Origin of the sequence: Collinsella sp. An2, assembly GCF_002160065.1 — a bacterium.
GTDB lineage: Bacteria > Actinomycetota > Coriobacteriia > Coriobacteriales > Coriobacteriaceae > Limicola.
In genome coordinates this window covers 67,137-93,434 of record NZ_NFJW01000005.1, presented here as the reverse complement: position 1 = coordinate 93,434, position 26,298 = coordinate 67,137, and the positions used below count along the sequence as shown (strand labels likewise).

General features: G+C 63.9%; 23 protein-coding genes and 1 tRNA gene. 23 read left to right on the top strand and 1 reads right to left on the bottom strand.

Annotated elements, in window-relative coordinates; genetic code table 11:
- Nucleotides 1-350 precede the first annotated feature (350 nt).
- From B5F33_RS04915 to B5F33_RS04845, 15 genes are all read left to right on the top strand, one after another.
- On the top strand, nucleotides 351-2,954 hold the full coding sequence (locus B5F33_RS04915) for a DNA topoisomerase I (RefSeq protein WP_087410681.1): 2,604 nt from the start codon (nucleotides 351-353) through the stop codon (nucleotides 2,952-2,954).
- Nucleotides 2,955-3,621: 667 nt separating this feature from the next.
- Entirely contained in the window at nucleotides 3,622-4,533 is a 912-nt protein-coding gene (locus tag B5F33_RS04910) for a hypothetical protein (RefSeq protein WP_158095309.1), read from the top strand.
- Nucleotides 4,534-4,787: 254 nt separating this feature from the next.
- Nucleotides 4,788-5,543: a dTMP kinase gene (gene tmk / locus B5F33_RS04905; RefSeq protein ID WP_239284814.1), complete on the top strand. Its 756-nt coding sequence runs from the start codon at nucleotides 4,788-4,790 to the stop codon at nucleotides 5,541-5,543.
- Nucleotides 5,544-5,546: 3 nt separating this feature from the next.
- Nucleotides 5,547-6,689, top strand: coding sequence for a DNA polymerase III subunit delta' (gene holB, locus B5F33_RS04900; RefSeq protein ID WP_087410679.1), 1,143 nt, complete (start codon nucleotides 5,547-5,549; stop codon nucleotides 6,687-6,689).
- Nucleotides 6,680-8,344, top strand: coding sequence for a regulatory iron-sulfur-containing complex subunit RicT (gene ricT, locus B5F33_RS04895; protein WP_087410678.1), 1,665 nt, complete (start codon nucleotides 6,680-6,682; stop codon nucleotides 8,342-8,344). The genes holB and ricT overlap by 10 nt, the downstream gene beginning before the upstream one ends.
- Nucleotides 8,345-8,449: 105 nt before the next feature.
- Nucleotides 8,450-9,232, top strand: coding sequence for a phosphoribosyltransferase family protein (locus B5F33_RS04890; RefSeq protein ID WP_239284812.1), 783 nt, complete (start codon nucleotides 8,450-8,452; stop codon nucleotides 9,230-9,232).
- Nucleotides 9,233-9,796: 564 nt separating this feature from the next.
- On the top strand, nucleotides 9,797-10,897 hold the full coding sequence (locus B5F33_RS04885) for a transporter substrate-binding domain-containing protein (protein ID WP_239284810.1): 1,101 nt from the start codon (nucleotides 9,797-9,799) through the stop codon (nucleotides 10,895-10,897).
- A 169-nt stretch (nucleotides 10,898-11,066) separates the two neighbouring features.
- On the top strand, nucleotides 11,067-11,651 hold the full coding sequence (raiA, locus tag B5F33_RS04880) for a ribosome-associated translation inhibitor RaiA (protein ID WP_087410677.1): 585 nt from the start codon (nucleotides 11,067-11,069) through the stop codon (nucleotides 11,649-11,651).
- 83 nt (nucleotides 11,652-11,734) lie between these two features.
- Nucleotides 11,735-12,685 carry a DegV family protein gene (locus B5F33_RS04875; protein WP_087410676.1) on the top strand — a complete coding sequence of 317 codons (951 nt, stop codon included), beginning with the start codon at nucleotides 11,735-11,737 and terminating at the stop codon, nucleotides 12,683-12,685.
- 158 nt (nucleotides 12,686-12,843) lie between these two features.
- Nucleotides 12,844-13,968 carry an NAD(P)-dependent oxidoreductase gene (locus tag B5F33_RS04870; RefSeq protein WP_087410675.1) on the top strand — a complete coding sequence of 375 codons (1,125 nt, stop codon included), beginning with the start codon at nucleotides 12,844-12,846 and terminating at the stop codon, nucleotides 13,966-13,968.
- 3 nt (nucleotides 13,969-13,971) lie between these two features.
- Nucleotides 13,972-14,436, top strand: a complete 465-nt coding sequence (locus tag B5F33_RS04865; RefSeq protein ID WP_087410674.1) for a hypothetical protein — start codon at nucleotides 13,972-13,974, stop codon at nucleotides 14,434-14,436.
- Nucleotides 14,437-14,455: 19 nt separating this feature from the next.
- Nucleotides 14,456-15,148, top strand: coding sequence for a hypothetical protein (locus B5F33_RS04860; RefSeq protein WP_087410673.1), 693 nt, complete (start codon nucleotides 14,456-14,458; stop codon nucleotides 15,146-15,148).
- A gap of 2 nt (nucleotides 15,149-15,150) precedes the next feature.
- Complete coding sequence (locus B5F33_RS04855) at nucleotides 15,151-16,236, top strand: isocitrate/isopropylmalate family dehydrogenase (protein ID WP_087410672.1); 1,086 nt, start codon at nucleotides 15,151-15,153, stop codon at nucleotides 16,234-16,236.
- A gap of 59 nt (nucleotides 16,237-16,295) precedes the next feature.
- Nucleotides 16,296-17,525: a hypothetical protein gene (locus B5F33_RS04850; protein WP_087410671.1), complete on the top strand. Its 1,230-nt coding sequence runs from the start codon at nucleotides 16,296-16,298 to the stop codon at nucleotides 17,523-17,525.
- A gap of 39 nt (nucleotides 17,526-17,564) precedes the next feature.
- Complete coding sequence (locus tag B5F33_RS04845) at nucleotides 17,565-18,038, top strand: YhcH/YjgK/YiaL family protein (protein WP_087410670.1); 474 nt, start codon at nucleotides 17,565-17,567, stop codon at nucleotides 18,036-18,038.
- Between the two features lie 412 nt (nucleotides 18,039-18,450).
- Here B5F33_RS04845 and B5F33_RS04840 read toward each other — a convergent pair.
- Nucleotides 18,451-18,526 (bottom strand) — tRNA-Thr (locus B5F33_RS04840).
- A gap of 574 nt (nucleotides 18,527-19,100) precedes the next feature.
- On the opposite strand from B5F33_RS04840, the gene B5F33_RS04835 reads away from it, so the two are divergent.
- The 8 genes from B5F33_RS04835 to nagA all read left to right on the top strand — a co-directional run bounded on the left by B5F33_RS04835 (nucleotide 19,101) and on the right by nagA (nucleotide 26,224).
- Nucleotides 19,101-19,541, top strand: a complete 441-nt coding sequence (locus B5F33_RS04835) for a PTS sugar transporter subunit IIA (RefSeq protein WP_087410669.1) — start codon at nucleotides 19,101-19,103, stop codon at nucleotides 19,539-19,541.
- Nucleotides 19,541-19,825: a preprotein translocase subunit YajC gene (locus tag B5F33_RS04830; protein WP_087410668.1), complete on the top strand. Its 285-nt coding sequence runs from the start codon at nucleotides 19,541-19,543 to the stop codon at nucleotides 19,823-19,825. Before B5F33_RS04835 ends, B5F33_RS04830 begins: the two co-directional genes overlap by 1 nt.
- Nucleotides 19,826-19,942: 117 nt before the next feature.
- Complete coding sequence (agaV, locus tag B5F33_RS04825; RefSeq protein WP_087410667.1) at nucleotides 19,943-20,425, top strand: PTS N-acetylgalactosamine transporter subunit IIB; 483 nt, start codon at nucleotides 19,943-19,945, stop codon at nucleotides 20,423-20,425.
- Between the two features lie 93 nt (nucleotides 20,426-20,518).
- Nucleotides 20,519-21,319, top strand: a complete 801-nt coding sequence (locus B5F33_RS04820) for a PTS sugar transporter subunit IIC (RefSeq protein WP_087410666.1) — start codon at nucleotides 20,519-20,521, stop codon at nucleotides 21,317-21,319.
- On the top strand, nucleotides 21,309-22,409 hold the full coding sequence (locus tag B5F33_RS04815) for a PTS system mannose/fructose/sorbose family transporter subunit IID (protein ID WP_087410665.1): 1,101 nt from the start codon (nucleotides 21,309-21,311) through the stop codon (nucleotides 22,407-22,409). The genes B5F33_RS04820 and B5F33_RS04815 overlap by 11 nt, the downstream gene beginning before the upstream one ends.
- 254 nt (nucleotides 22,410-22,663) lie before the next feature.
- Nucleotides 22,664-23,398 (top strand): GntR family transcriptional regulator, encoded by a 735-nt coding sequence (locus B5F33_RS04810; RefSeq protein WP_239284808.1) that lies wholly within the window; start codon nucleotides 22,664-22,666, stop codon nucleotides 23,396-23,398.
- Nucleotides 23,399-23,523: 125 nt separating this feature from the next.
- Nucleotides 23,524-24,690 carry an SIS domain-containing protein gene (locus B5F33_RS04805; protein WP_087410663.1) on the top strand — a complete coding sequence of 389 codons (1,167 nt, stop codon included), beginning with the start codon at nucleotides 23,524-23,526 and terminating at the stop codon, nucleotides 24,688-24,690.
- 361 nt (nucleotides 24,691-25,051) lie between these two features.
- Nucleotides 25,052-26,224, top strand: coding sequence for an N-acetylglucosamine-6-phosphate deacetylase (nagA, locus tag B5F33_RS04800; protein ID WP_087410662.1), 1,173 nt, complete (start codon nucleotides 25,052-25,054; stop codon nucleotides 26,222-26,224).
- Nucleotides 26,225-26,298 lie beyond the last annotated feature (74 nt).

Here is a 26,298-nt window from a genome sequence, read left to right as displayed (position 1 = left end):
GGGGCGCCGCACCGCCTCACGCAGCTCGCGCGGCCCTGCATCTTCCGCGGGCCCCACGTTCCGCTCGGGTGTCGTGGGGTCTCGGCTCTGCCGTCCGCGCAGTCGCCGACTCCCTGCGGCCCGCTGCATCTGTGGCCAGCTGGCTGCAAACGTCCATGTCTCTCGACGTGGTTCATTGCTAAAAAATGTGTCCTGTTCGCGTATATCCATGCTTCATGGTATGGTGCGGTATCGAAAGAAACCCCGCGCGGACATCGTCCGCTGCTCGGGCGCGTGCTGCGGCCTGCGGTCGCCGCGCGCCGCACGGCCATGTCGCTGCGCCGAGGATGCATATAGACAAGGAGCCTTCGGTGAAGCTCGTCATTGCAGAGAAAAACATCGCCGCGCAAAAGATTGCTCAGCTGCTGAGTGACGCCGGCAAACCAAAGAACGACAAGGTGTACAACACCGCGGTCTATCGATTCACCGTGAAGGGTGAGGATTGGGTGTCCATGGGCCTTGCCGGTCATATCCTGGCGCCCGATTTCCCCGACGAGATCCTGTTCGACAAGAAACAGGGCTGGTACAGCGTTTCCGAAGACGGCGAGGTGCTGCCGGCCGACGTGCCGGACGGTCTTGCGCGGCCTCCGTACAGCTCCAAACGTCGTCCGTATCTGCCCAACGGCATCAATATCAAGGGCTGGAAGGTCGAGAGCCTGCCGTATCTTACCTGGGCACCCATCGTAAAGAAGCCGGCGGAGAAGGAGATCATCCGCGCGCTCAAGAACCTGGCCAAGAAATCCGACGCGGTGATTATCGCCACCGACTTCGACCGCGAGGGCGAGCTCATCGGCTCGGATGCTCTTGATATGGTGCGCGAGGTCGCGCCCGATGTGCCGGCCTATCGCGCCCGGTACTCGGCCCTTATCAAGGGCGAGGTAACCGCGGCGTTCGACAACCTTGTGGAGCTCGACCAGAACCTGGCCGACGCGGGCGAGAGCCGTCAGTACATCGACCTCATCTGGGGCGCGGTGCTTACCCGCTACCTCACCTTGGCGCGTTTCGGCGGCTTTGGCAATGTGCGCTCGGCCGGTCGCGTGCAGACGCCCACCCTGGCGCTCGTCGTGGAGCGCGAGCGCGAGCGCATGGCGTTTGTACCCGAGGACTACTGGCAGATTCGCGGTCTGGCTGCGGCGTCGGGACAGCCCGAGACCGAGTTCAAGATCAGTCACGCCACCGCTCGCTTTACCGACAAAACGGCGGCTGAGCAGGCGTTCGCGCACGTCGACGGCGCCACCAAGGGCACGGTGACGTCTGTTGCCAAGCGCTCGCGCAAACAGCAGCCGCCCACGCCGTTCAACACCACGTCGCTGCAGGCCGCGGCGGCGGCCGAGGGCATCAGCCCCGCGCGCACCATGCGCATCGCGGAGAGCCTCTATATGGCGGGCTTTATCTCGTACCCGCGCGTCGACAACACCGTGTACCCGCGCTCGCTCGATCTGGGCGGCATCGTCAAGGGGCTTGCCGCGGGCTCGCCTGCGCTGGCGCCTGTGTGCAAGAAGGTGCTGGCGGGGCCCATGAAGCCTACACGCGGCAAGACCGAGACAACCGACCACCCGCCCATTCATCCCACGGGCCAGGGCAATCCCGAGACGCTCGATGGCGGACAGAAGAAGCTCTACATGCTCATCGCGCGGCGCTTCCTGGCTACGCTTATGGGTCCTGCGACCATTGAGAACACGAAGCTTGCAATCGATGTTGCGGGCGAGCCGTTCACGGCGTCGGGCGATGTGCTGGTGAGCCCGGGCTTCCGCGAGGCGTATCCGTATGGCCTCAAGCGCGACGAGCAGCTGCCTCCGCTTTCCGAGGGCGATGCGGTGGACGTGCACGATATCAAGCTCGAGGCCAAGCAGACCGAGCCGCCGGCGCGCTACAGCCAGGGGCGTCTGGTGCAGGAGATGGAGAAGCGCGGGCTGGGCACCAAGTCCACGCGCGCAAGCATCATCGAGCGTCTCTACCAGGTGCGTTACCTCAAAAACGACCCCATCGAGCCCAGTCAGCTCGGCATGGCCATCGTAGACGCGCTGCATGAGTTTGCGCCGCGCATCACGACGCCCGAGATGACGGCCGAGCTCGACGAAGATATGACCAAGGTTGCCGAGGGCCAGGACACGCAGGACCACGTGGTCGATCACTCCCGTGCGTTGCTGGCCGGCATGCTCGACGACCTGATCGAGCACAAGGACGATCTGGGCGAGGCGATTGCCGACGCGGTGACCGCCGATGCCAAGGTGGGCACCTGCCCCAAGTGCGGCAAGGACCTGGTCATGAAGACTTCGGCCAAAACTCGTGGCAGCTTCATCGGCTGCATGGGATGGCCCGATTGCGACGTCACCTATCCCGTGCCGAGCGGCGTCAAGGTCTCGCCGATTGAGGGCGAGGGCGCCGTGTGTCCCGAATGCGGGGCTCCGCGGATCAAGTGCCAGCCGTTTAGGCAGAAGGCCTACGAGACGTGCGTGAATCCCAAATGCCCCACGAACTACGAGCCCGATCTGGTGGTGGGCGAGTGCTCGGTGTGCAAGGAGGCCGGTCGTCACGGCGACCTGGTGGCGCATAAGAGCGAGCGCAGCGGCAAGCGATTCATCCGCTGCACCAACTACGACGAGTGCGGGGTTTCGTATCCGCTGCCGGCGCGCGGCAAGCTCACGGCCACCGGCGAGGTGTGCGAGCATTGCGGAGCGCCCGTCGTGGTGGTGGAGACCGCGCGCGGACCGTGGCGCATCTGCGTGAACATGGACTGCCCCGGTAAGGAGAAGAAGCCCGCTTCTGGGCGCGGCCGTGGGCGCAAGGGCGCGTCGGCGAAGTCGTCGGCAAAAGCGGCAACGTCTGCTGCCAAGACGGCAAAGTCGACCGCTAAAAAGACGTCGACGAAGTCTGGCTCGAAGGCTGCAACAAAGACGTCGGCGTCCCAGTAAAGGGCGATAGAGCCGCGTCAGCTTCCGGTTGTTGGCCGTAGCCGACGCGGCTCTTTTTTATCGCTGCCTGTCGTCTGTGAGTTACGTGCTCCGCTCTCAAGTTGCGTACGGTTGTTCCTGGTTGCGTGTGGCATTTCCGAGTTACGTGCATCTCGCAGAAGTTACGGCCCTGAGAGTCCAAAAATTCTCGAAAAACGGGGGTGATTTGGACTCTCGGTGCGGAAACTTTCTGCAGACGCCCCGAACTTCCATGGAGCGATCTCAGCAGCATATTCGTCCGCGTCGAGCCCAATGCCAAAGTCTTTGCCCCGCATTTCCATATGGACGCCCACGTCCTCTATATCCGCGCTGACAGGCCGCTCAGAGCCTGCATGTAACCGTTGGGCGATGATCGGTTTCCATGTTCCGCCTGTATCACGCTGGAATAATACACACAAAGCTGCGCACAATCGCAGCTCTACCTGCGCATTTCTGGACGCTTCATTGCCTTGTTAGATTTGGGTGAGCTTTGGGGGAGAGCACGGAGAGACCAGCGTGAGAAGCCTGTAAGACATGCGCCTTACGATGCAGCTATCTACCTATATGGATAGGGGGCAGCATGTGGCGCGGCAAAACGTTGGAACTCAGACATAAGCTGTTGGCGGCGCAGCGGCAGGGCAGATTTGCAGTGGCTTCATCGTCCAACGAACGAAAGGCGCTGGACCGACGCGTCGAACGAGGCGAGCTTGTCTCTCCCTACTTTGGCATGTATGCATACCGAGACTATCGGCAACACCTTTCGAAGCGTGAGTTTGCCCTGCATGTACTGCGTACCGCCGCGTTCCTTCACCCCGATTGGACGTTCTGCTCGTTTTCTGCCGCGCTGGCCTGGGGGCTTGATGTGCCAAACTCCCAGCTGCTGCCTCTTACCGTGGGCATTGGGCCAAACGGCCACAAGCGGCGCATGCGGGGGCTGGTGCAATGCCAATGCGTTACCGACGATACGCCCGTCGTTATGCGGGGAGTCAAGGCGACCTCCATAGAACGTACGATGCTCGACTGCGCCTGTCACGGTGGGTTTCGCCACGGATTGGCAGTTTGTGACGCGGCGCTTCATTGGAAGCTTGTTACTCCCGAGCGATTTCGAGCATATGTCGAGCATCGCGGGAAAGGCAGGCATGGGATTGATGCGGCTCGTATGGTGGCGCGCTACATGGACGGAAGAAGCGAAAACGGCGGTGAGTCCATTGTGCGGGCGATCATCATAGAACTTGGGTTTGTGATTCCCGAGCTTCAGGTCGAGGTCGACGATCCTATGAGGCCGGGAGCTCCTCGAAACGTCGACTACTATTGGTGCCTTCTAGATGGGAGGGTCATCATCCTGGAGCTCGATGGTCTGGGAAAGTACTATGCGGGCAGAGGACGGTCTGATGCGCAAGACGTGCGAGAGGTCGCTCGGCGCATGTCGGAGGAGCGCTTGCGCGAGTCTCATATCAATCTGACCGGAGCCACGGTGCTGAGGGCCTCCTTTACGCAGGCGACTGATGAAGCCTATCTCTTTCGCCTGCTGTTTCAGGCCGGCGTTCCCTTGAGGTCGTAACTGTAGCCAAGCCAGCGGCAGGGTGTGCCTCGCAGAAGTTACGGCCCCGAGAGTCCAAAAAATCTCGAAAAACGGGGGTGATTTGGACTCTCGGTGCGGAAACTTTCTGCAGGCGCCCCGAACTTTTCGCAGCCGCGTCGAATTTCCAGCAGGTGCCTCCTGACGGCTCACGGGCGTTGCCAAAGTTCCAACGGGTACTTGCGTCGCGCCGAACGGGTATGATGGTCGAGATCGAATATACGTTGGGAGGACACATGGCAGAGCGGCTTGCGGACGATATGCTCCACGGTTCCGGACACACCCCGGAGGGCGAGTTCGCTCAATCGGAAAGCCCCAAGCCGTCGCCGGCGTTCATCACACTGGAAGGTATCGATGGCTGTGGCAAGTCCACACAGGCGCGTCTGCTGGCTGCCGCCCTGCGTCATGCGGGCTACGACACGCTTTTGCTGCGGGAGCCGGGCGGCGTCGCGATCTCCGAGAAGATTCGCGCGCTTCTGCTTGATCCGGACAACGCGGAGATGAGTGACACCTGCGAGCTGTTGCTGTACGAGGCGGCGCGCGCCCAGCTTGTGCACGAGGTGATCGCGCCTGCGCTGGAAGCGGGCACCGTAGTGGTGTGCGACCGCTTCTACGACTCCACTACCGCCTATCAGTCGTTTGCGGGCAGCGTCCCGCGCGAACAGGCCGCGATGGCAAACGCCCTTGCCGTGGGCTCGTGTCATCCGGACCTCACCCTTGTTATGGATATCGACCCCGCAGACGCTGCGGCACGCACGGCGGGGCGCACGGCCGATCGCATGGAGGCCAAGGGCATCGCCTACCAGGAGCGCGTCGCCGCCGGTTTTCGCACCATCTCGCGTGAGGAGCCGGAGCGCGTGCGCCTGATTGACGCCAAGCCGGGCGTGGACGTGGTCTTTGCGTGCGTGCTGGCCGAGGTCTGCCGCGCGGGCCTCTCCGTGCCGGCCAAGGCGGCGCGGTCGGCTTTGGCCGAGCTTTCTGAGGAGGCGTAGGCCATGTCGGCTGCACAGAACTCGGCGCCGCCCGCCGCGCTGCTGGCCCATCTTGAGACACAGCCTCGGGTGCGCGACTTTTTGCAGCGTGCCGTCGAGAGCGGCCGAGCGAGTCATGCGTACCTGTTTGTAGGCGCGCCCGGCTCGGGCAAGCTCGATGCCGCCTGGGCCCTCGCGCAGGCGCTCCTTTGCGAGGACGGTGGCTGCGGCGCGTGCGACTCCTGCATTCGCGTCGCGCGTCACACGCATCCCGACGTCCATCATCTGGCGCCCGAGAGCGCGACCGGCTACCTCATCTCGCAGACGCGTGATCTTCTGGACGATGTTGCACTTGCGCCCATTCGCGCGCGGCGCAAGGTCTACATTATCGAGCGCGCCGAGCAGTTGCGTGCGAACTCGGCAAACGCCCTGCTCAAAACGCTTGAAGAGCCGCCGGAAGGTGTGACGTTCATACTGTTGGGAACGTCGCAGGATATCATTCTGCCCACCATTGTCTCGCGCTGCCAGTGCGTGCCGTTTCGCACCATCTCTCCCGTCGCGGCTGCTCAGGCGGTCTCTCGGGCCACAGGGCTGCCCGCCGCGCGCTGCCGCATGGCGGTCGCGGTGGCCGGAAGTCCGCAGCGTGCGACCGAGTTCCTTAAAAGCGCCGACCGCCAGGATGCTCGGCGGCGCATGCTGCGCGCTGTCGACGCGTTGCCCCACGCCGACGAGGCCGACATCCTGGACGCCGCGAAAGAGATCATGGGGGCTGTGCGCGCACCGCTCGCCGAGGTCAAATCGACCCAGCAGGCGGTCCTCGACCAAAATGTCGACTACCTGTCCCGTGGAGCGTTGAAGCAGCTTGAGGACCGCAACAAGCGCGAGCTCAACGCCCGCGAACGTTCGGGTATCATGGAAGTGCTGGCGAGCGTCCGCTCGCTGCTGCGCGACGTCTTGACGAGCCTCACGGATGCGTCGGCCGACATCGTCAACGAGGACGTCGCCGACATCGTGGGACGTCTCGCGCAGGTGACGACGGTCCCGGGCGCGGTAGGGGCGCTTGATGCCGTTGCCGCCGCGGAGCGATCCATCGCCCGCAACATAACTCCCCAGCTGACCTTCGAGGTCATGCTCTTCGATATCAGGAAGGCCCTGTCATGCCCGTAGTTGTTCCCGTTAAGTTTGCCTTCGCTTCGCGCGACCTGTGGTTCGACCCGCAGGGGCTCGACATCATCGAGGGCGACCACGCTATTTGCTCCACGGAGCGCGGCACCGAGATCGGCCTGGTGACCCGCGACCCCTTTGAGGTGGAGGAGAGCGATCTTTCGGCGCCGCTCAAGTCGGTGCTGCGCATTGCCGACGAGTCCGACCTCGACCGCGCCGACGGCCTTGCCCGCAAGGGAGAGGCCGCTATGGCCGACTTCCGTCGCCTGGTGAAGCAAAACGACCTGGACATGAAGCCGGTGGGCGTCGAATACTTGTTTGGCGGCGAGAAGGCCGTGTTCTACTTCGCCGCCGAGGAACGCGTCGACTTCCGCCAGCTGGTGAAGGACCTTTCGGCGTGCCTGCATACGCGCGTCGACATGCGCCAGATCGGTGTGCGCGACGAGACCCGTCTGGTGGGTGGTTTTGCCCACTGCGGCCAGGAGCTGTGCTGCACACGCTTCGGCGGACAGTTCGAGCCGGTTTCCATCCGCATGGCGAAAGAGCAGGATCTGCCGCTCAACTCTGCCAAGATCTCGGGCGTGTGCGGTCGCCTCATGTGCTGCCTGCGCTACGAGTTCGAGGCGTACAAAGACTTCAAGAGCCGTGCGCCCAAGAAGAAGGCGGTCATCGACACCCCGCTGGGAAAGGCGCGCATTCAGGAGTACGACACCCCGCGTGAGCAGCTGGTGCTTCGCCTGGAGAACGGCAAGGTCTTCCGGGTTAACCTGTCGGACATGACGTGCTCCGACGCTGCCAAGAAGAAGGCGTCCGAGCAGAACTGCGCCTGCCGCCCCGACTGCGTGACGCGCGACGTGCTCGAGCGTATCGAGTCCCCCGAGATCACCCTTGCGCTCATGGAGCTCGATCGCGAGATGGGCGTGGACGTGGGCGATGGCCTGGACAAGGCGGACCGCATTGTGACCTCGGGCCCCACGCCGCGTCGTCGCCGCCAGCGCGAGGAGGCCGCTGCCGCCTACGAGAACCTGGGGAAGTCCTCGCGTGGGTCGCGCAAGAAGAAGGGCCAGGCCGCGGAACCCGAGGCGTCTTCGGCGTCGTCGGGCCGCAAGCGTCGCAAGCGCTCGGCGGGCGCCGCTCCCGAGCCTACCCAAGCCAGCCGCGCCGCCTCGGCTGCCAAGGGGTCGGCGGGCCAGGCTCCGGCCCAGCAGCAGCCATCGCGTCGACGTCGCCGTCATCTTTCCAGCGAGGAGCGCGACGAGGCCTTCCGCGCCGCCGCCAAGCGCGACGCCGCGGCAAAGGCTTCCTCGGGCGAGGACCAGGGGCAGGGCCGCTCGCGCCGCCGCAAGCACGTTTCGGCCGCGCAGAAGCCGGATGTCCCGTCGGTGGCCGAGCAGCTTGCGACCGGAGACGTCAAGGTGACGCGCCGTCGTCCGGGAGATGGCGGAGGCGCCAAGGCGGCTCGTGCGAAGAACGCAGACCGTCCTGAGCGGGGGAGCGTGCGTGACCGCTCGGCGGAGGGCGCCGGTGCGCCCGCCGATGACCAGGCTCCCAAGAAGCGCCGGCGCCGTCGGTCCCGCAAGCCGCGGCGCGACGATGAAGGCGGCAAGGGCATGCGCGGCGACGGCGGCTCGCCCGAGACGCCGCGGAACGACGCGTAGCCCCGACTGCCGGCGTCCCCCGGGCCCGTGATGCTCCAGGCCCGTGATATACTGGCATTGCTTGAAACCCTCCTCCACGCTCATGTTGCCGTGGGGGAGGGTTTTGTGTTTGTGCAGCAGGTGGGCCACCTTGTGGCCGAGGTTCTGTCTCCCACGCGCTGCGCGGGTTGCGAGCGTCCGGGAGCGCTTCTGTGCGACCGGTGCCTGGCTGCTCTGGTGCCCATAGACCCGCGCCATGCGTGCCTGCGCTGTGGCGCGTCGCACGGAGACGTTCTGTGTACGGAGTGCGCCACGGGCGATCGGGCATTGGGCGTGGGCACGCAAGAAGGAGCAGGACGAGGCGAGTGCACGGAGGACCGCGACCGCGCATCGCCCGACCGCTGCCTTGCTGCGGCGTGCTTCGATGGGCCGCTGCCGCGCGTCATCCGAACGTATAAGGATGCAGGGGAGCGACGGCTGGCGCCGGTCTTGGCAGAGCTGCTATGGGATGCCGCCTGCCATGCCGAGCAGGTGGCGCCGGAGCGCTACGGAGGTCTGGTCTCGCAGGCGCAGGGGGTCGTCTTTGTTCCTGCGACTGCCGCCGCATTCAAGCGGCGCGGGTTCGACCACATGGAGGCCATTGCGCGCGAATTTGCCTGCCTTGCGGATGTGCCCCTCTGCGATGCGCTGGCAAAGCATGGAGCCGGCGACCAGCGAAAGCTTGGCCGCGCCGACCGCCTTGCTGGGTCGCGCGACCTTTACCAGGTGGTGGACGATGTGCAGGACAAAGACCTGTTGCTGCTTGATGATGTGGTGACCACGGGCGCTACGATGTCGGCAGCGGCCGGCGCCCTGCGCGACGCCGGCGCACGACGGGTGGATGCGCTGGCGCTCGCGCGCGTGTGGTAGCCGGAGCGCTCGCCGCACAGGGCGGGGCCGTCCATGAGACGTCCCGACAGCCAACCGCCGGCGGCAAGCGACACCGCGCGCCGCCGTGCCCATACGAGCTCGACATGCGCCTAGGGGGTCTGTCGCTCGGGGTGTCTGTTTCCATTTCATCACATGCCGGGCGGCGCTCAATCGTGCCTGTGAACTGCTATACTTTTCTGCGCATCCCCCCGTGCTGTGGTTGCCGGCGCGCATGGCGCGCGCCCTAGTCCATGACAGACGCGGTCAAAGGGACCCACGTAAGCGTTCGCGTGCGCGCGAACGCGATCATGGCGCGTCCTAGAGGTAAGTCGCACCGTCCGTCTACTTGAGGGCAATTCCGCCCCGCGGGCGAGCGGGCTAGTCGTGATGTCGCCGCGGCGGCAGCAGCAAACGTCCCAGTGCGCAGGTGTGGGGTCAAAGACCAGGTCAGACGAGGGGTTCACAAAAGTAGACCCTCCGGTGCCAATCGGTGTCCGGGGGGTCTTGTACAACAGTTGCAAGGCGATGCACGTCCGCATAGGTGGGCGAGGGAGGGCGGCGGCCATGAGGCGTGGAACACGGGTGCTGTGCAAGATGCTGGCGACGATGGCGTGCGCAACGGCGGTCGCGACCGGCTGCGCTGGCTGCTCGCTGCTCACCCCTCCGCTCTCAGAAGTCCAGGCGCCCACGGTGCATCAGACCATCGACAACTCGTTGCTGGTCACGCCGGGCACGTTGACCGTCGCGCTCGATACGAGCGATGCTCCCCAGGCGATGTCTTCCGCCGACGGCGAGCTGGTGGGCTACGCCGTGGACGTCGCGCGCGCTCTGTCCCAGAAGCTGGGGGTGGACGTGCAACTTGTGTCGGCATCATCCCCCGACAAACCGATAACCAGCGGCGAGGCCGACATCTATCTTGGTGCTGCCGAAGACGATGCAGGCTCTGGCGTCACGGTGACAGGAACCTATCTCGAGAGCGCCACCGCCGTGTTTGGCACGCGTCCTGCCTCGGGCGCGCTTACGGCCGACGACCTGGCCGCCGCCACGGTCGGCGTGCAGTCTGGCTCTGCGACCGAGGAGGTCGTCTACAACGTCGTCCCCACATCGCAGGTTCGCACCTACGCCAACATCAACGAGTGCTTCGACGCCCTTGCGGCGGGTGAGGTCGACTACGTCGCCTGCGACGCCACGGCGGGGGCATATCTGGCCCGCGCCCAGCGTGACGTGTCGTTCTGCGGGGCTCTGAGCAACGCGGACGCCTACGGCATCGCCTTTTCCTCCCGTGCAACCGAGCTCGCCGACGACGTCATGAGCGCGTTTTCCCAGCTGGAAAGCGACGGAACGCTCGACGCGATACGCTGCGCCTGGTACGGAGACCTGCCGAGCAACCTGGAAGACCAGCTGATCGACGGGGTCGACCCCGCGGCGGCCGAGGACCACGGTCTCACCTTTGACGACGACGCGACGGACGACGAAGACGGCGCCGACACCGATACCGGTACCGCCGCCGGCACCAGCGCCACGGGTGCGGGCACTTCCGATACGGACACGGCTGCGGGCGACGACAGCTCGACGTCGACGGCATCCGGCTCGAGCGCTTCCACCACTACAACGGACACCTCCACAAGCACAGCAAGCGCGGACGGCACGACGTCTGCGCGCTAGCATCCCGCCCGTCACGGCCGTATAGCCAACTCGCGCCCCACCGGCGTCGAGGATTCGGCGTTCGGCTGGGATTGGGTCGCTAACGGGAGATGCGCGCCTGCGCGCTCGATGGTGGCGCGAATGGGTACAACAAGCATACGTAAGGTCCCCGGATAGATTGGAGCCACGTATGGATATCACGGTATCGGGACGTAAGACCACGGTAACCGATGCTCTGCGTGCGCATGTCGATGAGAAGATCGGTGCGGCCCTCAAGGTCTTCGACATCGAGCCCATGACGGTCGATGTCGTATTGCGCTATGAGAAAAACCCCTCGAATCCCCAGCCGGCAATCGTCGAGGTCACGGTGCGCGTCCGTGGCTCGGTGATTCGCGTGGCCGAGCACGGCGGCGATATGTATGCGGCCATCGACCAGGCCGCCGACAAGGTCACGCGGCAGCTGCGCAAGTACAAGACGAAAGTGGTCGATAACCGCCAGCAGGGTGCGTCGGCAGCCGAGGTCATGCCGGCCGAGCACGTCGAGGACCTCGCCGACCTGCTGCTGCCCGAAGAGGAAGACGACCTGCTCGTACGCGAGAAGATCATTGACATCACGCCTATGACCGAAGAGCAGGCGCTTATCCAGACCGATCTTCTGGGCCACGATTTCTACGTGTTCGAGAACGCCACGACCGGCCTCATCAATGTGGTGTATCACCGTAAGAATGGTGGATATGGCATCATCAAGCCGAAGATCGAGACGCTTGACGAGTAAAATAAAGCCCTCTAGGCATGTGAATAGGTGGGCGGCCATCCCATGCGGGCGGCCGCCCGCTTCGGTATGAAAGGGCATGTGCGATGACTGCTGCCGCATCCGCCGGACACGCGAACCGCTACCGCATCGTGGTCGACACCTGTGCCGACCTCACGCCCGAGATTGCGGCCACGCTCGACGTGGACATCCTGGGCTTCCCCTATATGCTCGACGGCGTCGAGCATACCGACGACATTTGGACATCCATCACGCCCGCGCAGTTCTACGACAAGATCCGCTCTGGTGTGCACGCCTCCACCTCTGCCATCTCGCTCGGCCGCTACCTGGAGTTTTTCACCCAGTGCGCCGAGGAGGGGACGCCCACGGTGTACCTGTGCTTCACGTCTGCCCTCTCGGCGAGTTACGACTTCGCATGTCAGGCGGCCGATCAGGTGCGCGCCGAGCATCCCGATTTCGAGCTCTATGTCGTGGACAACGCGCTGCCCTGCGCCTGCGGCGAGCTCCTTGCGCTTGAGGCGGTGCGTCAGCGCTCTGCCGGCCTTACCGCCGCGCAGCTTGTGGAGTGGGCCAACCAGGCCAAGACCTGCGTGCATGGCTATTTCACCTTGGACAGCCTGGACTCGCTGGCCGCGGGCGGCCGCATCCCGCCTGCTGCGGCGCAGCTTTCCAGCAAGCTCGACATCAAGCCAAGCCTCTCGTTCGACCTGGCCGGCTCGCTTACGCTTACCGGCGTGAACCGCGGCCGCAAGAAGGCGCTCAAGTCCCTCATCAAGGCGTTTAGGGAAAACTACGTTCACGACCCCACGCTTCCCATCACCATCGTCACGGCCGACGCCGAGAAGGACGGCGACTGGGTCGAGGCCGCCGTACGCAAGGAGGATGGCTGCTCGGACGTGACCATCATCCGCGGCGCGGTGGGCCCCACCATCGGCGCGCACGTCGGGCCGGGCATGGTCGCACTCATTTTCTGGGGACGCGACCGCGCCGAAAAGGTGTCGCTGACGGACCGCATTGCCAAGAAGGTCCGCAGCTAGCGCATATACCGTGGTGGCCCCTCTCGGGACGGGATCGTCTCGAGCCGTCCGGGCGGCGTTGCTTGCGATTGCCCGGCACGGCCCCGTCCCCAGAGGGGCCATCATGAACATAAATAGAAACAACCATGCTTCACAATGGATTGCGAAAGGAAAGAGATATGGCAGATACCAAGCAGCGCGTCGCGTTCATCGGCACCGGGATCATGGGTGCACCCATCGCGGGCCACATCCTGGACGCCGGATATCCGCTGACCGTGTACAACCGCACCAAGGCGAAGGCTGATGGCCTGGTGGAGCGCGGCGCCGTGTGGGCGCCGAGCGTGGCGGATGCTGCCCGCGAAGCCGACGTCATCTTCACCATGGTGGGATTCCCCGAAGACGTCGAGGAGATCTACCTTGCCGGCGACGGCCTGCTGAGCTCCTCGAAGCCCGGTGCCGTCCTCATCGACCTCACCACGAGCTCCCCGTCGCTGGCGCGCGACATCGCCGGCGCCGCGCAGGTCGAGGGCCGTATGGCCTTTGACTGCCCCGTGACCGGCGGCGAGTCCGGAGCCATCGCAGGCACCCTGACAGCCATCGCCGGCGCGACCGAGCACGACATCGAGCCGGTGCGCGCCCTGCTGGAGACCTTCTCGAGCCGTATCTGCTGCTTCGGTGGCGCCGGCAAGGGACAGGCCGCAAAGCTTGCCAACCAGGTCGCGCTTGCCGCCAGCATGGTGGGCATGGCGGACGCGCTCTCGCTTGCGCAGCAGGAGGGACTCGACCTCGAGCAGACCCGCGAGATGATCATGGCCGGCACTGGCGCCTCGGGGGCCATGGACACCTTGGCGCCTAAGGCGCTCGTGGGCGACTGGAAGCCCGGCTTCATGGTGCAGCACTTCATCAAGGACCTGGGGCTGGCCCTTCAGGAGGCCGAGGAGCGCGAGATCGCCCTTCCCGGCGCCGACACCGCCTTTGCCCTGTATGACATGCTCGACGCTATCGGCGGCGGCCGCCTGGGAACGCAGGCCATCACCCTGCTGTACCAGGAGGAGTCCGAGGCTGTGGCAGCCGGTCTCGACTGGTCGCTCTACACCTCGCAGCACGAGCATGACGACGAGTGCGGTTGCGGCCACGACCATGGCGACGACGGCTGCGGTTGCGGTCATCACCACGACCACGGCGACGACCACGAGTGCTGCCACGGGCATGGGCACGAGGACGGCGACCACGAGTGCTGCCATGGGCACCACGGCGAGGGCCACGCCCACGGCGAGGGCTGCTGCCACCACCACGGGGAGTAACGCATGAACGATCAGGCCTTCATCATCTGCTTCATCGTCCTGCTCATCTTCAGCATCTACATGGGTTTCACGGTGGGCAGCTGGGCGGGGCAGCGCGCGGTCACCACGCGGGACTACTGGAAGTACAACATCGTGGCCATCGTGGGCTGCGTTGTGGTGACGGCGCTGATCTCGTGGGTGCCGCTGCTCTACGCCGTGCCGCTGGGCGCGCTCGGCGGCGGTATCGCGGGCCTCAAGATGGGATTCGGCGAGTCCGTCGGCCCGTGGGCCGTGCACGACCGCGTGTTCAACGTGAACCGTAAGCAGCGTGAGGCGACGCAGCGCGGCGGCGGCGAGGACCGTCGGCGCCGCAAGCGCGAGGGAGCGCCCGCGCCCGACCTTATGTCGGTCTCGGACAACTCCAAGTCCGCCACCGCGACGGCGGCTGAGGATTCGGCGCCGTCGCGCAAGGGCGGGCGGAAACGATAGTAAAGAGGGGTAACCACATATGGCTGATTCCAACGAACAGGAGCTGAGTGCCGAAGAGGCCGAACAGCTCGCTCAAATCGAGTCCGACGGGAGCGCTCTGGGCGTGCTCGTCGAAGACCTGGCAAGCTCGAGCCGGCGCAAGCGCCAGTTTGCCGCACGCGTGGTGGGCCTCGTTGCCCATCGCGAGCCCGAGATGCTCGTGCCGTATATCGACGAGCTGATGGACGCGCTCTACCGCCCCGAGGCCCAGACCCGCTGGGAGGTGCTCGACGCGCTGACGCTTCTGGTGCCTGAGCACGCCAAGGAAGTCGGCGGAGCCTTCGAGGGCGCCGAGGCTGCCCTGTTCGACGAGCTCTCCTCGACGCTCAGGCTTTCGGCGTTCCGCTTCCTGTGCCTGTGGGGAGCCACCGATCGCTCGCGGGCCAAGAAGGTCTGGCCCATCCTTGACGAGGCAATTCAGTGCTACCACGGCGACCTGGAATACCGCGACATGCTGGGTTCGCTGCACGAGTACGCCCTGGGCAAGATTCCGGGCGAGGTCGCCGAGGAGCTTGCGGCGCGCCTGCACTTCGATGCCGAGAACGGCAAGGGCAGCTATCTCAAGGTGCGTTCGAGCGAGATCTACGAGTCTCTCGTCAAGCGTTTCAAGTTGGATTCTCCCAAGCGTCGCGAGCGCAAGGCCGCTTCCGACGATTCCGACGACGAGGAGTAACCATGGCACATGACGTTGTTCTCATTCCCGGAGACGGTATTGGCCCCGAGATCACCGCGGCGATGCGCCGCGTGGTCGACGCGACGGGCGTCGACATTGCATGGCAGGTCGTCGACGCCGGTGCAGGCGTCATGGAGGAGTACGGCACGCCGCTGCCGCCGCACGTGCTCGACGCGATCGCTCAGACGGGCGTCGCCATCAAGGGGCCTGTCACCACGCCGATCGGTACGGGATTCCGCAGTGTCAACGTGGCCCTGCGCCATGCCTTCGACCTCTATGCCTGCGTTCGTCCCTGCGTGACCCTGCCGGGCGCGACGTCGCGCTATAGCGACATCGACCTGGTGGTGGTGCGCGAGAACACCGAGGACCTCTACGCCGGCATCGAGTTCGACCCCGGCTCGTTCGAGGCCGATCGACTGGCTCGCCTGCTGGAGCGCAACGGCGACCGCTCGTTCCGTCCCGGCTCGGCGATCTCGATCAAGCCTATCTCTGCCGAAGGGTCTCGACGCATCGTGACCTACGCCTTCGACTACGCCCGCCGCATGGGGCGCAGCAAGGTGACGGCCGTGCACAAGGCAAACATCATGAAGGCCACCGACGGGCTGTTCCTGCGCGTGGCGCGCGAGGTCGCGGCGTCGTATCCGGACATCGCGTTCGAGGACAAAATCGTGGACGCGACCTGCATGGGCCTGGTCATGGACCCGCACGACTTCGACGTGCTCGTGCTTCCCAACCTCTATGGCGACATCGTGTCCGACCTCTGCGCCGGCCTGGTGGGCGGCCTGGGTATGGCGCCCGGAGCCAACATCGGCGAGACGTGCGCGGTCTTCGAGGCGACCCACGGCTCTGCGCCGGACATCGCGGGCAAGGATATCGCCAATCCCACGGCCGAGATTCTCTCTGCGGCCATGATGCTCGATCATCTGGGCGAGCTCGAGGCTGCGTCGCGCATCCGCGCGGCGGTCGCGACGACGCTTGAGGCCGGTGAGCAGGTGACGGCCGATATTCGTCGCAGCCTTACCGGAAGCGAGGAGGGCGCGGTTGGCACGCAGGCGTTTGCCGACGCGGTTATTGCCAACCTCGCATAGCGTGCAGGCGCCCCGATGGGCGCCTGTTGTTGTATCAAGATGACGAAAGGAGCCCGAGCATGGGTCTGATCCAGCGCAAGGAGCAGGATGGCGACGAGCTGCTTGGAGATATCGAGATCATTGAGAGCGGAGATACGCCGGGAGACGAGACGTCTCAGAAGGTCGATCTGATCGGCGGCGCTTCGGCTGAGGACATCGCTGCCGCCGGCCGCCACGAGCGGGGAGAGGACGTTCCCGACAAGGACGAGGTGCCGCTGACCCCCTTCGGCGACCACGAGGACGACGTGGCGGATGCCGCGGTCGCTGCCGCGCCGGCGCAGGGCAACGCCACGGCGCAGGGCGGCCCCGACACCTCCGACGCCGCGCCGAGCGACGCCGCAGCCGATAAGACCCACGGCGTGGAGCAGACTCCCAGCAAGGACGACAAGGACGCGGGCGGCAACGGTGGCGACCACAAGAGCGGACACGCCCCGATCTTCATTGCGATTGCGGTCGTGGCGGTCATCGCCGCGGCTATTCTTGGCTACTTCGTGGGAACGGGCGGGTTCAGCTCGGCCAAGGGCCTGGCAAGCTCGTCGCTCACCGACGACCAGCTGGATACCGTTGTGGCGTCGTGGACCTATAACGGCGAGAACCACGAGGTCACGGCGCGCGAGGCTATCGAGAGTCAGTACAGCCTGGATAGCGTCAAGAACGATGACGACACCTATCCCGCGCCCTCGGCGGACAGCATTCTCACCTATGTGCGCAACCAGATCCTGCTTGCCGACGCCCAGTCGCGCGGCATCGAGGTGACCGACGACGAGATGTCCGACTACGCCGAGACCAACCTGGGCACCTCTGACTACTCCACGATCGCTACGCAGTACGGCGTGGACGAGGACCAGGCAAAGGACATCGTGCGCCAGAACCTTATGATTCAGAAGTTGCACGACCAGGTGGTGCCCGAGAGCACCGCAACCATGCCCGATGCGCCTACCCAGCCGTCGGATGACTCCGACTCCAATCCGTCCTCGAAGGAATACGCCGACTACATCATCAACCTTGCGGGCGATGAGTGGGACTCCGAGACAGGGACCTGGGCCTCGACCGACGGCCCGTACTATCAGGCGCTGCAGAACGAGAGCTTCACGGCCGACTCTGCTACCTATAATCAGGCGATGACCGCCTACTACGTTGCCTACCAGCAGTACACCAAGGCGGCGACCGAGGCGAGCTCGACGTGGACGGATTACGCCAACACGCTGTTTGCGAACTCCGACCTTTCGCTGTATGGCCTGTATGCCTAGACGCGTGTCTTGCTAACGACCCAAAGAGAGGGGACAGCCATGATCTACGGAGCGCTTGAGGACCTGGGCAGGTACCGCGGTATGTATCGCAGCCTGGACATCCTGATCGACTGGCTTGCGCAAAACGACCCGGCGGAGCTTCCGCTGGGCAGCAATCCCATCGAAGGTGAGAACGTGTTTGCCAACGTCATGGAGGCGACCACGCGCATGCCCGAAGACGCGCACTACGAGACCCATCATCGCTATATGGACCTGCAGATCGACCTTGAGGGTCGCGAGGCATTCAAGGTGGCGCTTGGCGAGCAGACGCTTGTAGAGCCGTTCAACGATGCGGATGATTTCGAGCTCGTCGATGCGGCAGGAAGCATTGACGGCAACCTGGCAGACGGCAAGTTCGCGGTGTTCATGGCAAACGAGCCGCACATGCCGACGCTCGTGTATCCCGGAGACGGTCCGTGCCCGGTGCGCAAGATTTGCTTCAAGTTGATCTTGGACGAGTATTTCCAGGAGTAGGCATCACCTCAGCGAGCAGCAGGCCCCATGCGTCTTGGTGCATGGGGCCTTTTTGCGTAAGGGGCCTTGGTTTTGCGCCGCGCGACGTAGTCCCCGTGCCGCGCTGCGTAATTGCGTTCCGAGCGGCGCAGTTGCGTGCGCTCTTCAGAAGTTGATAGAGGATTTCGGCCAAAGTCACCTCCAAATGGGGACTCAAATGACCGAATCACGCACGTAATTTTCGTCTGCCGCACGCAACTCGCGTTTGGCGCACGTAACTTTCGCTAAGTGTGCGCAATTCGTACGGTTGTGCGCCGGAGGGCAATGCCGTTCGAGGTGGTGCGCGCTCCGAATAAACCCGCAAGGGGGACATGCACCAAAGAAAGGGGACATCAACCAGAAAGGGTGCCCTCACGGACACCCTTTAAGAGTCTGGAGCCAGCAATCGGACTCGAACCGATGACCCCCGCTTTACGAGAGCGGTGCTCTACCAACTGAGCTATGCTGGCACATGTGCGCACGGTCGCAGTGGACCGGCGAGTGGTTATGATACGTGGTATGGGGCTCAGACGCAAGATATCTCTTCGAATCCGCATTGTTTCATACCGTATACAGAAGAATACAGACCGCTTGCCGAAAGAAATGGCACGATACACTGGTATGTGATTATAGGGCCAACTTGTTTACTTTTTCTGATACAAGTTTGAACCTCTTCATATTCTGTTCAAAAAAAGCGCAGGTCCAAGGCGCGTTTGGAAACGTGTGCGAAAAAGCCCTTGACAGATTTCAAATTCATGACCAACCCGATAAAAATCAATTACACACGCAGATTACCTGCGATTCTATCCGCGAACGGTCAGAATATAGCCGTCAACGGTCCTAGGCAACCGCTTGGCTACCCAAAAAAATGCAAAAAGAAAAGGGTGTTATGATGTGAAAAACTCGTTATGTGGTTACTACCAGTACCACGTACATACCACAGGGCGTGGTACAGCGGTAGGACCGTCGGTTTACAAGGACGGGCGGGCCGCAGAGAGACACGACATCATGCGCCTCGCGCAACGTTGAGAAAGGGGACCTTGGATGATCGGTTTCATCCTCACCGGACACGGACAATTCTCCAATGGTCTAGCAAGTGCAATCGATATGGTCGCGGGCGATCAGCCGGCATTTCAAATCGTTCCGTTCGAGGGCTCTCAGGCCGCAAGCTACGGCGAGGACCTGCGTCAGGCTATCACCTCCATGCGTGAGGACTGCGAGGGTGTGCTCGTGTTCGTGGACCTGCTGGGCGGCACGCCGTTCAACCAGGCCATGATGATCGCCGCCGACGTCGACAACGTCGAGGTCGTTACCGGCACCAACCTGCCCATGCTCATCGAGCTGCTGCTTACCCGCGGCGCAGGCTCGAGCCTCTCAGAGCTCGCCGAGCAGGCGGTGGCCGTGGGCCAGGCAGGCGTCACGCATCAGTCCATTGCCTCCATGACGGCCGTCGAGGATGACGTCGACGATATGGACGGCATCTGATGGGCGACCTCGGACCGAACATCCTCGCCTCGTCCATCGTGATCTTGGCGCTCATGGTGATCATGGGCGTCATCTACACCATCTGGACGCAGGTGAACATGCGCAAGAAGCGCAACTACTTCAAAGAGCTCCATACCGAGCTTGCCCCCGGCAAGGAGGTCATGTTTGGCGGCGGCATCTTTGGCGTGGTCCAGGCGGTAAACGGCGACCGCGTCGAGGTCCGGGTCAAATCCGGCGCCGTCATGGACGTCTCGCGCTATGCCGTGCAGGAGATCACCGAGTAGCGCGATTTTCTGCGCCCCAGACAGGGTTGGGGCAACGCAGGTACCAACGGGATGCGACGAAGCGACTCGGCGCAGCCTTTTCGGTAGGTAGGAACACAGGACGAAAGGAAGCGGACTATGGCAGAGCCCAACATTCTTCTCACCCGCATCGACAACCGTCTGATCCATGGCCAGGTGGCCACGCAGTGGAACTCCACCATCGGCGCCAACCTCATCCTCGTCGCTAACGACGAGGTGTCGCAGAACACCATGCGTCAGAACCTTATGAAGATGGCCGCGCCCGCCGGCGTCGCCACCCGTTTCTTCTCGCTGCAGCACACCATCGACATCATCGGCAAGGCGTCGCCCAAGCAGAAGATCTTCATTGTGGCCGAGAACCCGCACGACGTGCTCGAGCTCGTCAAGGGCGGGGTGCCCATAAAGAAAGTCAACATCGGCAACATGCACATGTCGGAGGGAAAGCGGCAGGTTGCCACGTCTGTGGCTGTCGACGATGCCGATGTCGCCGCCTTCAAGGAGCTTCAGGATAGGGGGGTGGAGCTGCAAATCCAGCGTGTTCCGAGCACGCCGGTCGAGGACATCAACAAGCTGTTCTCGTAAGGGCACCCACGGGGTCGTGTCCCCGGGTTGTACTCGGTAGGTACACCAGCGAGCAGGACGCTCGCACGTATTCTTTGAAAGGAGGAGCATCAGATGGACGTCAATATTGTCCAGATCGTTCTCATCTTCATCGTCACGTTTATCGCGGCTATCGATCAGTACGACTTTCTGGAGTCCCTGTACCAGCCTATCGTGACTGGTGCTGTCGTCGGTGCTATCCTCGGTGACCTCAACACCGGCCTGGTTGTTGGCGGCACCTATCAGCTCATGACCATCGGCAACATGCCGATCGGTGGCGCTCAGCCGCCTAACGCGGTCATCGGTGGCATCATGGCCGCCATCTTCGCCTGCACGCTCGACGGTGTGGACACCAATGCCGCCGTCGCGCTCGCAATGCCGTTCGCACTTCTGGGCCAGTATGGCGTGACCCTCTTCTTCACGCTCCGCGCTCCGCTCCTTGAGTTCTTCCGCGGCTGCGCCGAGAACGCCGATACCAAGGGCATCACCAAGTGGACGATCGTCTCCGAGTGCATCCTCGGTCTGCTCTTCGCCCTCATCGTGACCCTGTTCTTCATCGGCGGCCAGGCCTTCGGCCAGCAGGTCGTCGACGCGATCCCCGAGTGGGTCAACAACGGTCTGTCCGCTGCGGGCAATATGATGAAGTTCGTCGGCTTCGCCATCCTGCTCAAGGTCATGATGAATCGCGATATGTGGGGCTTCTTCTTCATGGGCTTCGGCCTTGCCCTCATCGCGAGCAACGTCGAGGCCATCGCCGGCCCTGCCCTGCTCATCCTCACCCTCATCGGCTTCGGCATCGCCTTCTGGGATTTCCAGCAGCAGACCGAGCTGAAGGGCGCTATCTCTGACGGAGGTGACTTCTCCGATGGCATCTAATGAGTTCGTGATTCCCGAGCGCTACGAGGACCTCACTCCGGCGCCTCAGGTCGACCAGAAGACGCTGAACCGCATGGCTCTGCGCTCCTACTGGCTCCAGTCTTCGTTCAACTACGAGACCATGCAGTCCGGTGGCTGGCTGTTCGCCATGATCCCCGGCCTCGAGAAGGTCCACACCAACAAGAAGGACCTCGCTGCGTCGATGTACCACAACCTGGACTTCATCAACACGCACCCGTTCCTCGTGACCTTCGTCATGGGCATCGTGCTCGCCCTTGAGCAGAACAAGGTCGACACGCAGACCATCCGCGCCGTCCGCATCTCCGCGGCCTCGCCGCTCGGCGGCATCGGCGACGCCCTGTTCTGGCTGACGCTCGTGCCCATCACGGCCGGCATCACCTCGAACATGGCCATCGAGGGCAACCTCGCCGCTCCGTTCATCTTCCTGATCATCTTCAACATCGCTCAGGCTGCCTGCCGCTTCGGCCTCATGAACTGGGCCTACAAGGTCGGTACCTCCGCGATCGACTCCCTGACCGCCAACATGCAGGCGTTCACCCGTGCGGCCTCCATCCTCGGCGTCTTCGTCGTGGGCGCGCTCACGGTCACCATGGGCTCCACCCAGATCAACCTGTCCATCCCCAACGGCTCCACCCGCGGCCTGTCCGCCCAGACGGTCGTCGTGTCCAATGATGAGGCCGAGAACTTCGCCGACCTCGCCATCGACACCGAGACCGCTGACGCCGGCACCCTCGGCATGACCGACATGGAGGGCAACGCCCTCACCGCGGCCGACGCCGACGGCAACGCTGTCGAGACCGGCATCACCGACTTGGGCAACGGCATGAGCTCCGTCACCTACGCCACCGTCACCGAGACCCCGGTCTCCTACTCCGTGGCGTCCACGCTGGACTCCGTCCTGCCGAAGCTCGTCCCGCTGGCGCTCGTTCTTCTGCTGTACTTCCTGTTCGCCAAGAAGAACTTCACGCCGATCAAGGGCATCGTCCTGCTGTTCATCATCGGCATCCTCGGCGCCCTTCCGCTGGGCGAGTGGATCCCGGGCATGTCCTGGTACACCGGTATCTGGTAAGTCGCATGCGACTGGGGCGCGCACCGCGCGGTCGTGCGCCCCGCTCATTCGAGTACCTGGGAAAGGCCGCGTCCTCCGCATCGTCGGGGGCGCGGCCTTTTGTCGCCGGCAAGATGGTATGGCGGGTCTTGCAAGAGGGGGTCTGCCGAACCGTTTGCCGCAAGCGCCGTTCGCCTGAGGACAGTCGTTTGAAGCGTCCATAAACGCCTGTCCTGATGCGAACCGTCGATCTACAAGCTAAGGAGGCGAGTGCCGTGGCAGCATATGGCGTGCGCAAGCAGCCGCTCTACGATCAGCTGGTCGATATTCTCACCGAGAAGATCGACCACGAGTTTCGCCCCGGAGACCTCATGCCCTCCGAGCGTGAGCTCTCTGAGCGCTACGGTCTCTCCCGTACCACCGTGCGCCTGGCGCTTCAGGAGCTGGAGCGTCTGGGGTTGGTGGTGCGTCAACATGGGCGCGGAACCTTCGTGGCAGACCGTTCGGCCCAAACGACGAACCTCATGCAAACCTACAGCTTTACCGAGCAGATGCGTGAGCTGGGACGTGTTCCCGAGACGACGATTCTCGAGTTTGCCGAGATGGAGGCCGACAAGAACCTCGCCGAGCACATGCACACCAAGATCGGAGACAAGCTCTTCAAGCTGAAGCGCCTGCGCTCTGCAGATGGCATGCCGCTCATGGTCGAGCGTACCTATCTTCCGGTTCGGAAGTTCCTCTCGCTCAAGCGGCCGCAGCTCGAGAGCAAGTCGCTCTACGACATCATCGAAAACGACTATCACGAGAAGATCCGCGTTGCCGAGGAGGAGTTCTTTGCCAGCATCGCCCGTCCGGCGGATGCGCGCCTGCTGGACATCTCGGAGAACTCGCCGGTGCTCGACCTGGTGCGTACCACCTTCAACGTGTCGAACGAAATCGTCGAGTATACGCTTTCGGTCGCGCGTGCCGACCAGTTCAAGTACAAGGTCTACCACCAGCGCATGGAGTGAGTACAACACGGGGCTCGACGCCCCGTTTGTATGCTGCGGCGGGCGAGGGACGTGCCGCCGCGTGTAGGGTATTGGGTCTGTCGGTGGATGCCGACCGACGCGAGATAGCAGAAAGGGAGCTGTCCATGTTTGAGAAGAGCCTTGAGGAGCTGAAGGGCCTCGGCGCCGATATCACCACCGCCGAGATCAAGCAGCAGCCAGAGCTTTGGGAGGACACCTACCAGATCTACCAGGACAACAAAGAGGCTATCGAGAAGCTGCTCGCCGACGCCTGCGTCATGGGCGAGGGACGCCTCTCGGTCATCTTCACTGGTGCCGGCACCTCGGACTACGTGGGCGACACGGTTGCGCCGTACCTGCGCCGCTCGGGCGACACCGACCGCTTTGACTTTAAGCCCATCGCCACGACCGACATCGTCTCGGCGCCGCTCGACTTCCTGCGCGCCGACGACCCGACGCTGCTCGTGTCCTTTGCCCGCTCGGGCAATAGCCCCGAGAGCCTGGCCGCCGTCCAGGTCGCGCACACCGTGGTAAAGAACATCAAGTTCTTGAACATCACCTGCGCGCCCGAGGGCAAGCTTGCCGTCGAGAGCGCCGACGACCCCGATGCGCTCACCCTGCTTATTCCGCGCGCCAACGACAAGGGCTTTGCCATGACGGGCAGCTATTCGTGCATGGCGCTGCTCTCGACGCTCATCTTCGATACCGCCCCTGACGAGCAGAAGCTCGCCTGGGTGCGTGACGCCGCCGCCATGGGCCGCGAGGTCATCGAGCGCGAGGGCGAGGTCGCGGCCTTCCTGGCGGGCGACTTCAACCGCGTGACCTACCTGGGCTCCGGCGCCTTCGGCGGCCTTGCGCAGGAGGCTCAGCTCAAGATCCTCGAGCTTGCGCACGGCCTCGTCGCGACGTCGTACGACACCTCCATGGGCTATCGCCACGGACCGAAGAGCTTCGTGGACGACAAGACGCTTGTGTTCGTGTTTGTGAACAACGACGCCTACACCCGCCAGTACGACCTCGACATCCTGCACGAGATCGACGGCGACGGTATCGCGCAGAAGACCATCGCCGTGCAGCAGGCGGGCTCCTCGGCGTTTGAGCATGAGTCCTTCACCTTCGAGGGCCACGAGGCGCTTCCCGAGGCGTATCTGGCGCTGCCGTTCGTCATGGTGGCGCAGACCGTCTCGCTGCTGAACTCGGTGCGTGTGGGCAACACCCCCGACACGCCGAGCCCCACGGGCACCGTCAACCGTGTGGTGAAGGGTGTGACCATTCATCCCTTTGAGGGGTAACTGACCCGGACGGCCTCCCGTAGCACCCGATCTCGCCGTTCAATCGTCGGTCGGCGCCCCTAGGCGTCCTCCCTCCTCTTTCGCGGCGACCTCGGGCACTACGGAAGGCCGTAATCGTGGCCGTGGTTCTGTCATTGGGGACGGGTACATTTGACAGATGTGCGAGCCACCTGTCATTGGGGACGGGTACGTTTGCCATTGGGGACGGGTACATATGACAGATGTGCGAGCCACCTGTCATTCACCTGCCATTGGGGACGGGTACGTTTGGCAGATGCGTGCCACGGGAGGCCGGCATCCCGGCTGGGGGCGTGTCCCCTCGCCCACATCATTCTCGATTCGAATCTCATGGGAGGTTTTCATGAGTACGTTTGCTATCAAGGCCGACCGTTTCGTGTTGCCTGGTGCCACCATGCAGGGCGGTTACCTTACCGTTGTGGACGACGTCTTTGGCAGCTGGTCTGCCGAGGCCCCTGAGGGCGTCGAGATCAAGGACTACACCGGCTGCATCGTCGGACCGGGTCTGGTGGATACGCATATCCATGGCTTCCACAACCATGCCACGACCGACTGCGACCCGGCGAGCATCGACGACTCGAGCATCGCGCTTGCCAAGCGTGGCACGACGGCGTGGATTCCCACCACCTTCACCGAGTCCGTCGAGAACATCGGCCGCGCCTGCGCAGCCATCGCCGAGGCCGACGAGCATCGACCCGACGATTTCCCGGGCGCACGCATCGCGGGTATCTTCCTGGAGGGTCCGTTCTTCACGACGGCGCACGTGGGCGCGCAGAACCCGGCCTACCTCATCGACCCGGACGTCGAGGTCTTCGACGGCTGGCAGAAACAGGCGGGCGGCCGCATTGTGAAAAGCGCCCTTGCCGCCGAGAAGCCGGGTGCGTGCGAGTACTGCGCCGCGCTCGATGCCCGCGGCGTCGTGACCGCGATCGGCCACTCCGATGCCCATTACGACGAGGCTCTTGCCGCGGTGAACGCCGGCGCGAGCTGCTTCGTGCACACCTACAACGGCCAGCGCGGCCTGCACCATCGCGACCCAGGCGTGACCGGTGCCGCCATGACCACGCCGGAGACCTACGCCGAGATCATCTGCGACGGCAAGCACGTGGTGCCGGGCGCTATCAAGGCGCTCGTGGACGCCAAGGGCTGGCAGCACTGCGTCCTCATCACCGACTGCCTCATCTGCGGCGGCATGCCCGAGGGCGACTACGTCTCGGGCGGGCTTCCCGTCGTCATGAAGGACGGCCTGTGCTACCTCAAGAACGAGGACGGCACCACGGGCAGCATCGCGGGCTCGGTGCTCACGCTCGCCCGCGGCGTGAAGAACATGGTGGACTGGCAGATCGTCACGGCCGAGCAGGCCATTCGCATGGCAACCGAGATTCCCGCCCGCTCTGCCCGCGTCGACGGCCGCTTTGGTTCCATCAAGCCCGGCCGCAAGGCGGACATGACCATCTTCAATGCCGACATGACGCTCGCCGCGACCTTCGTGGGTGGCGCGCTCATCGAGGCCTAGCGCGACGGGTTCCCCAGAGGTTCGGCCGCATCGACGGCCTCCCCTGGGGACTTTTGTCTCTTAGAGGAGGAATC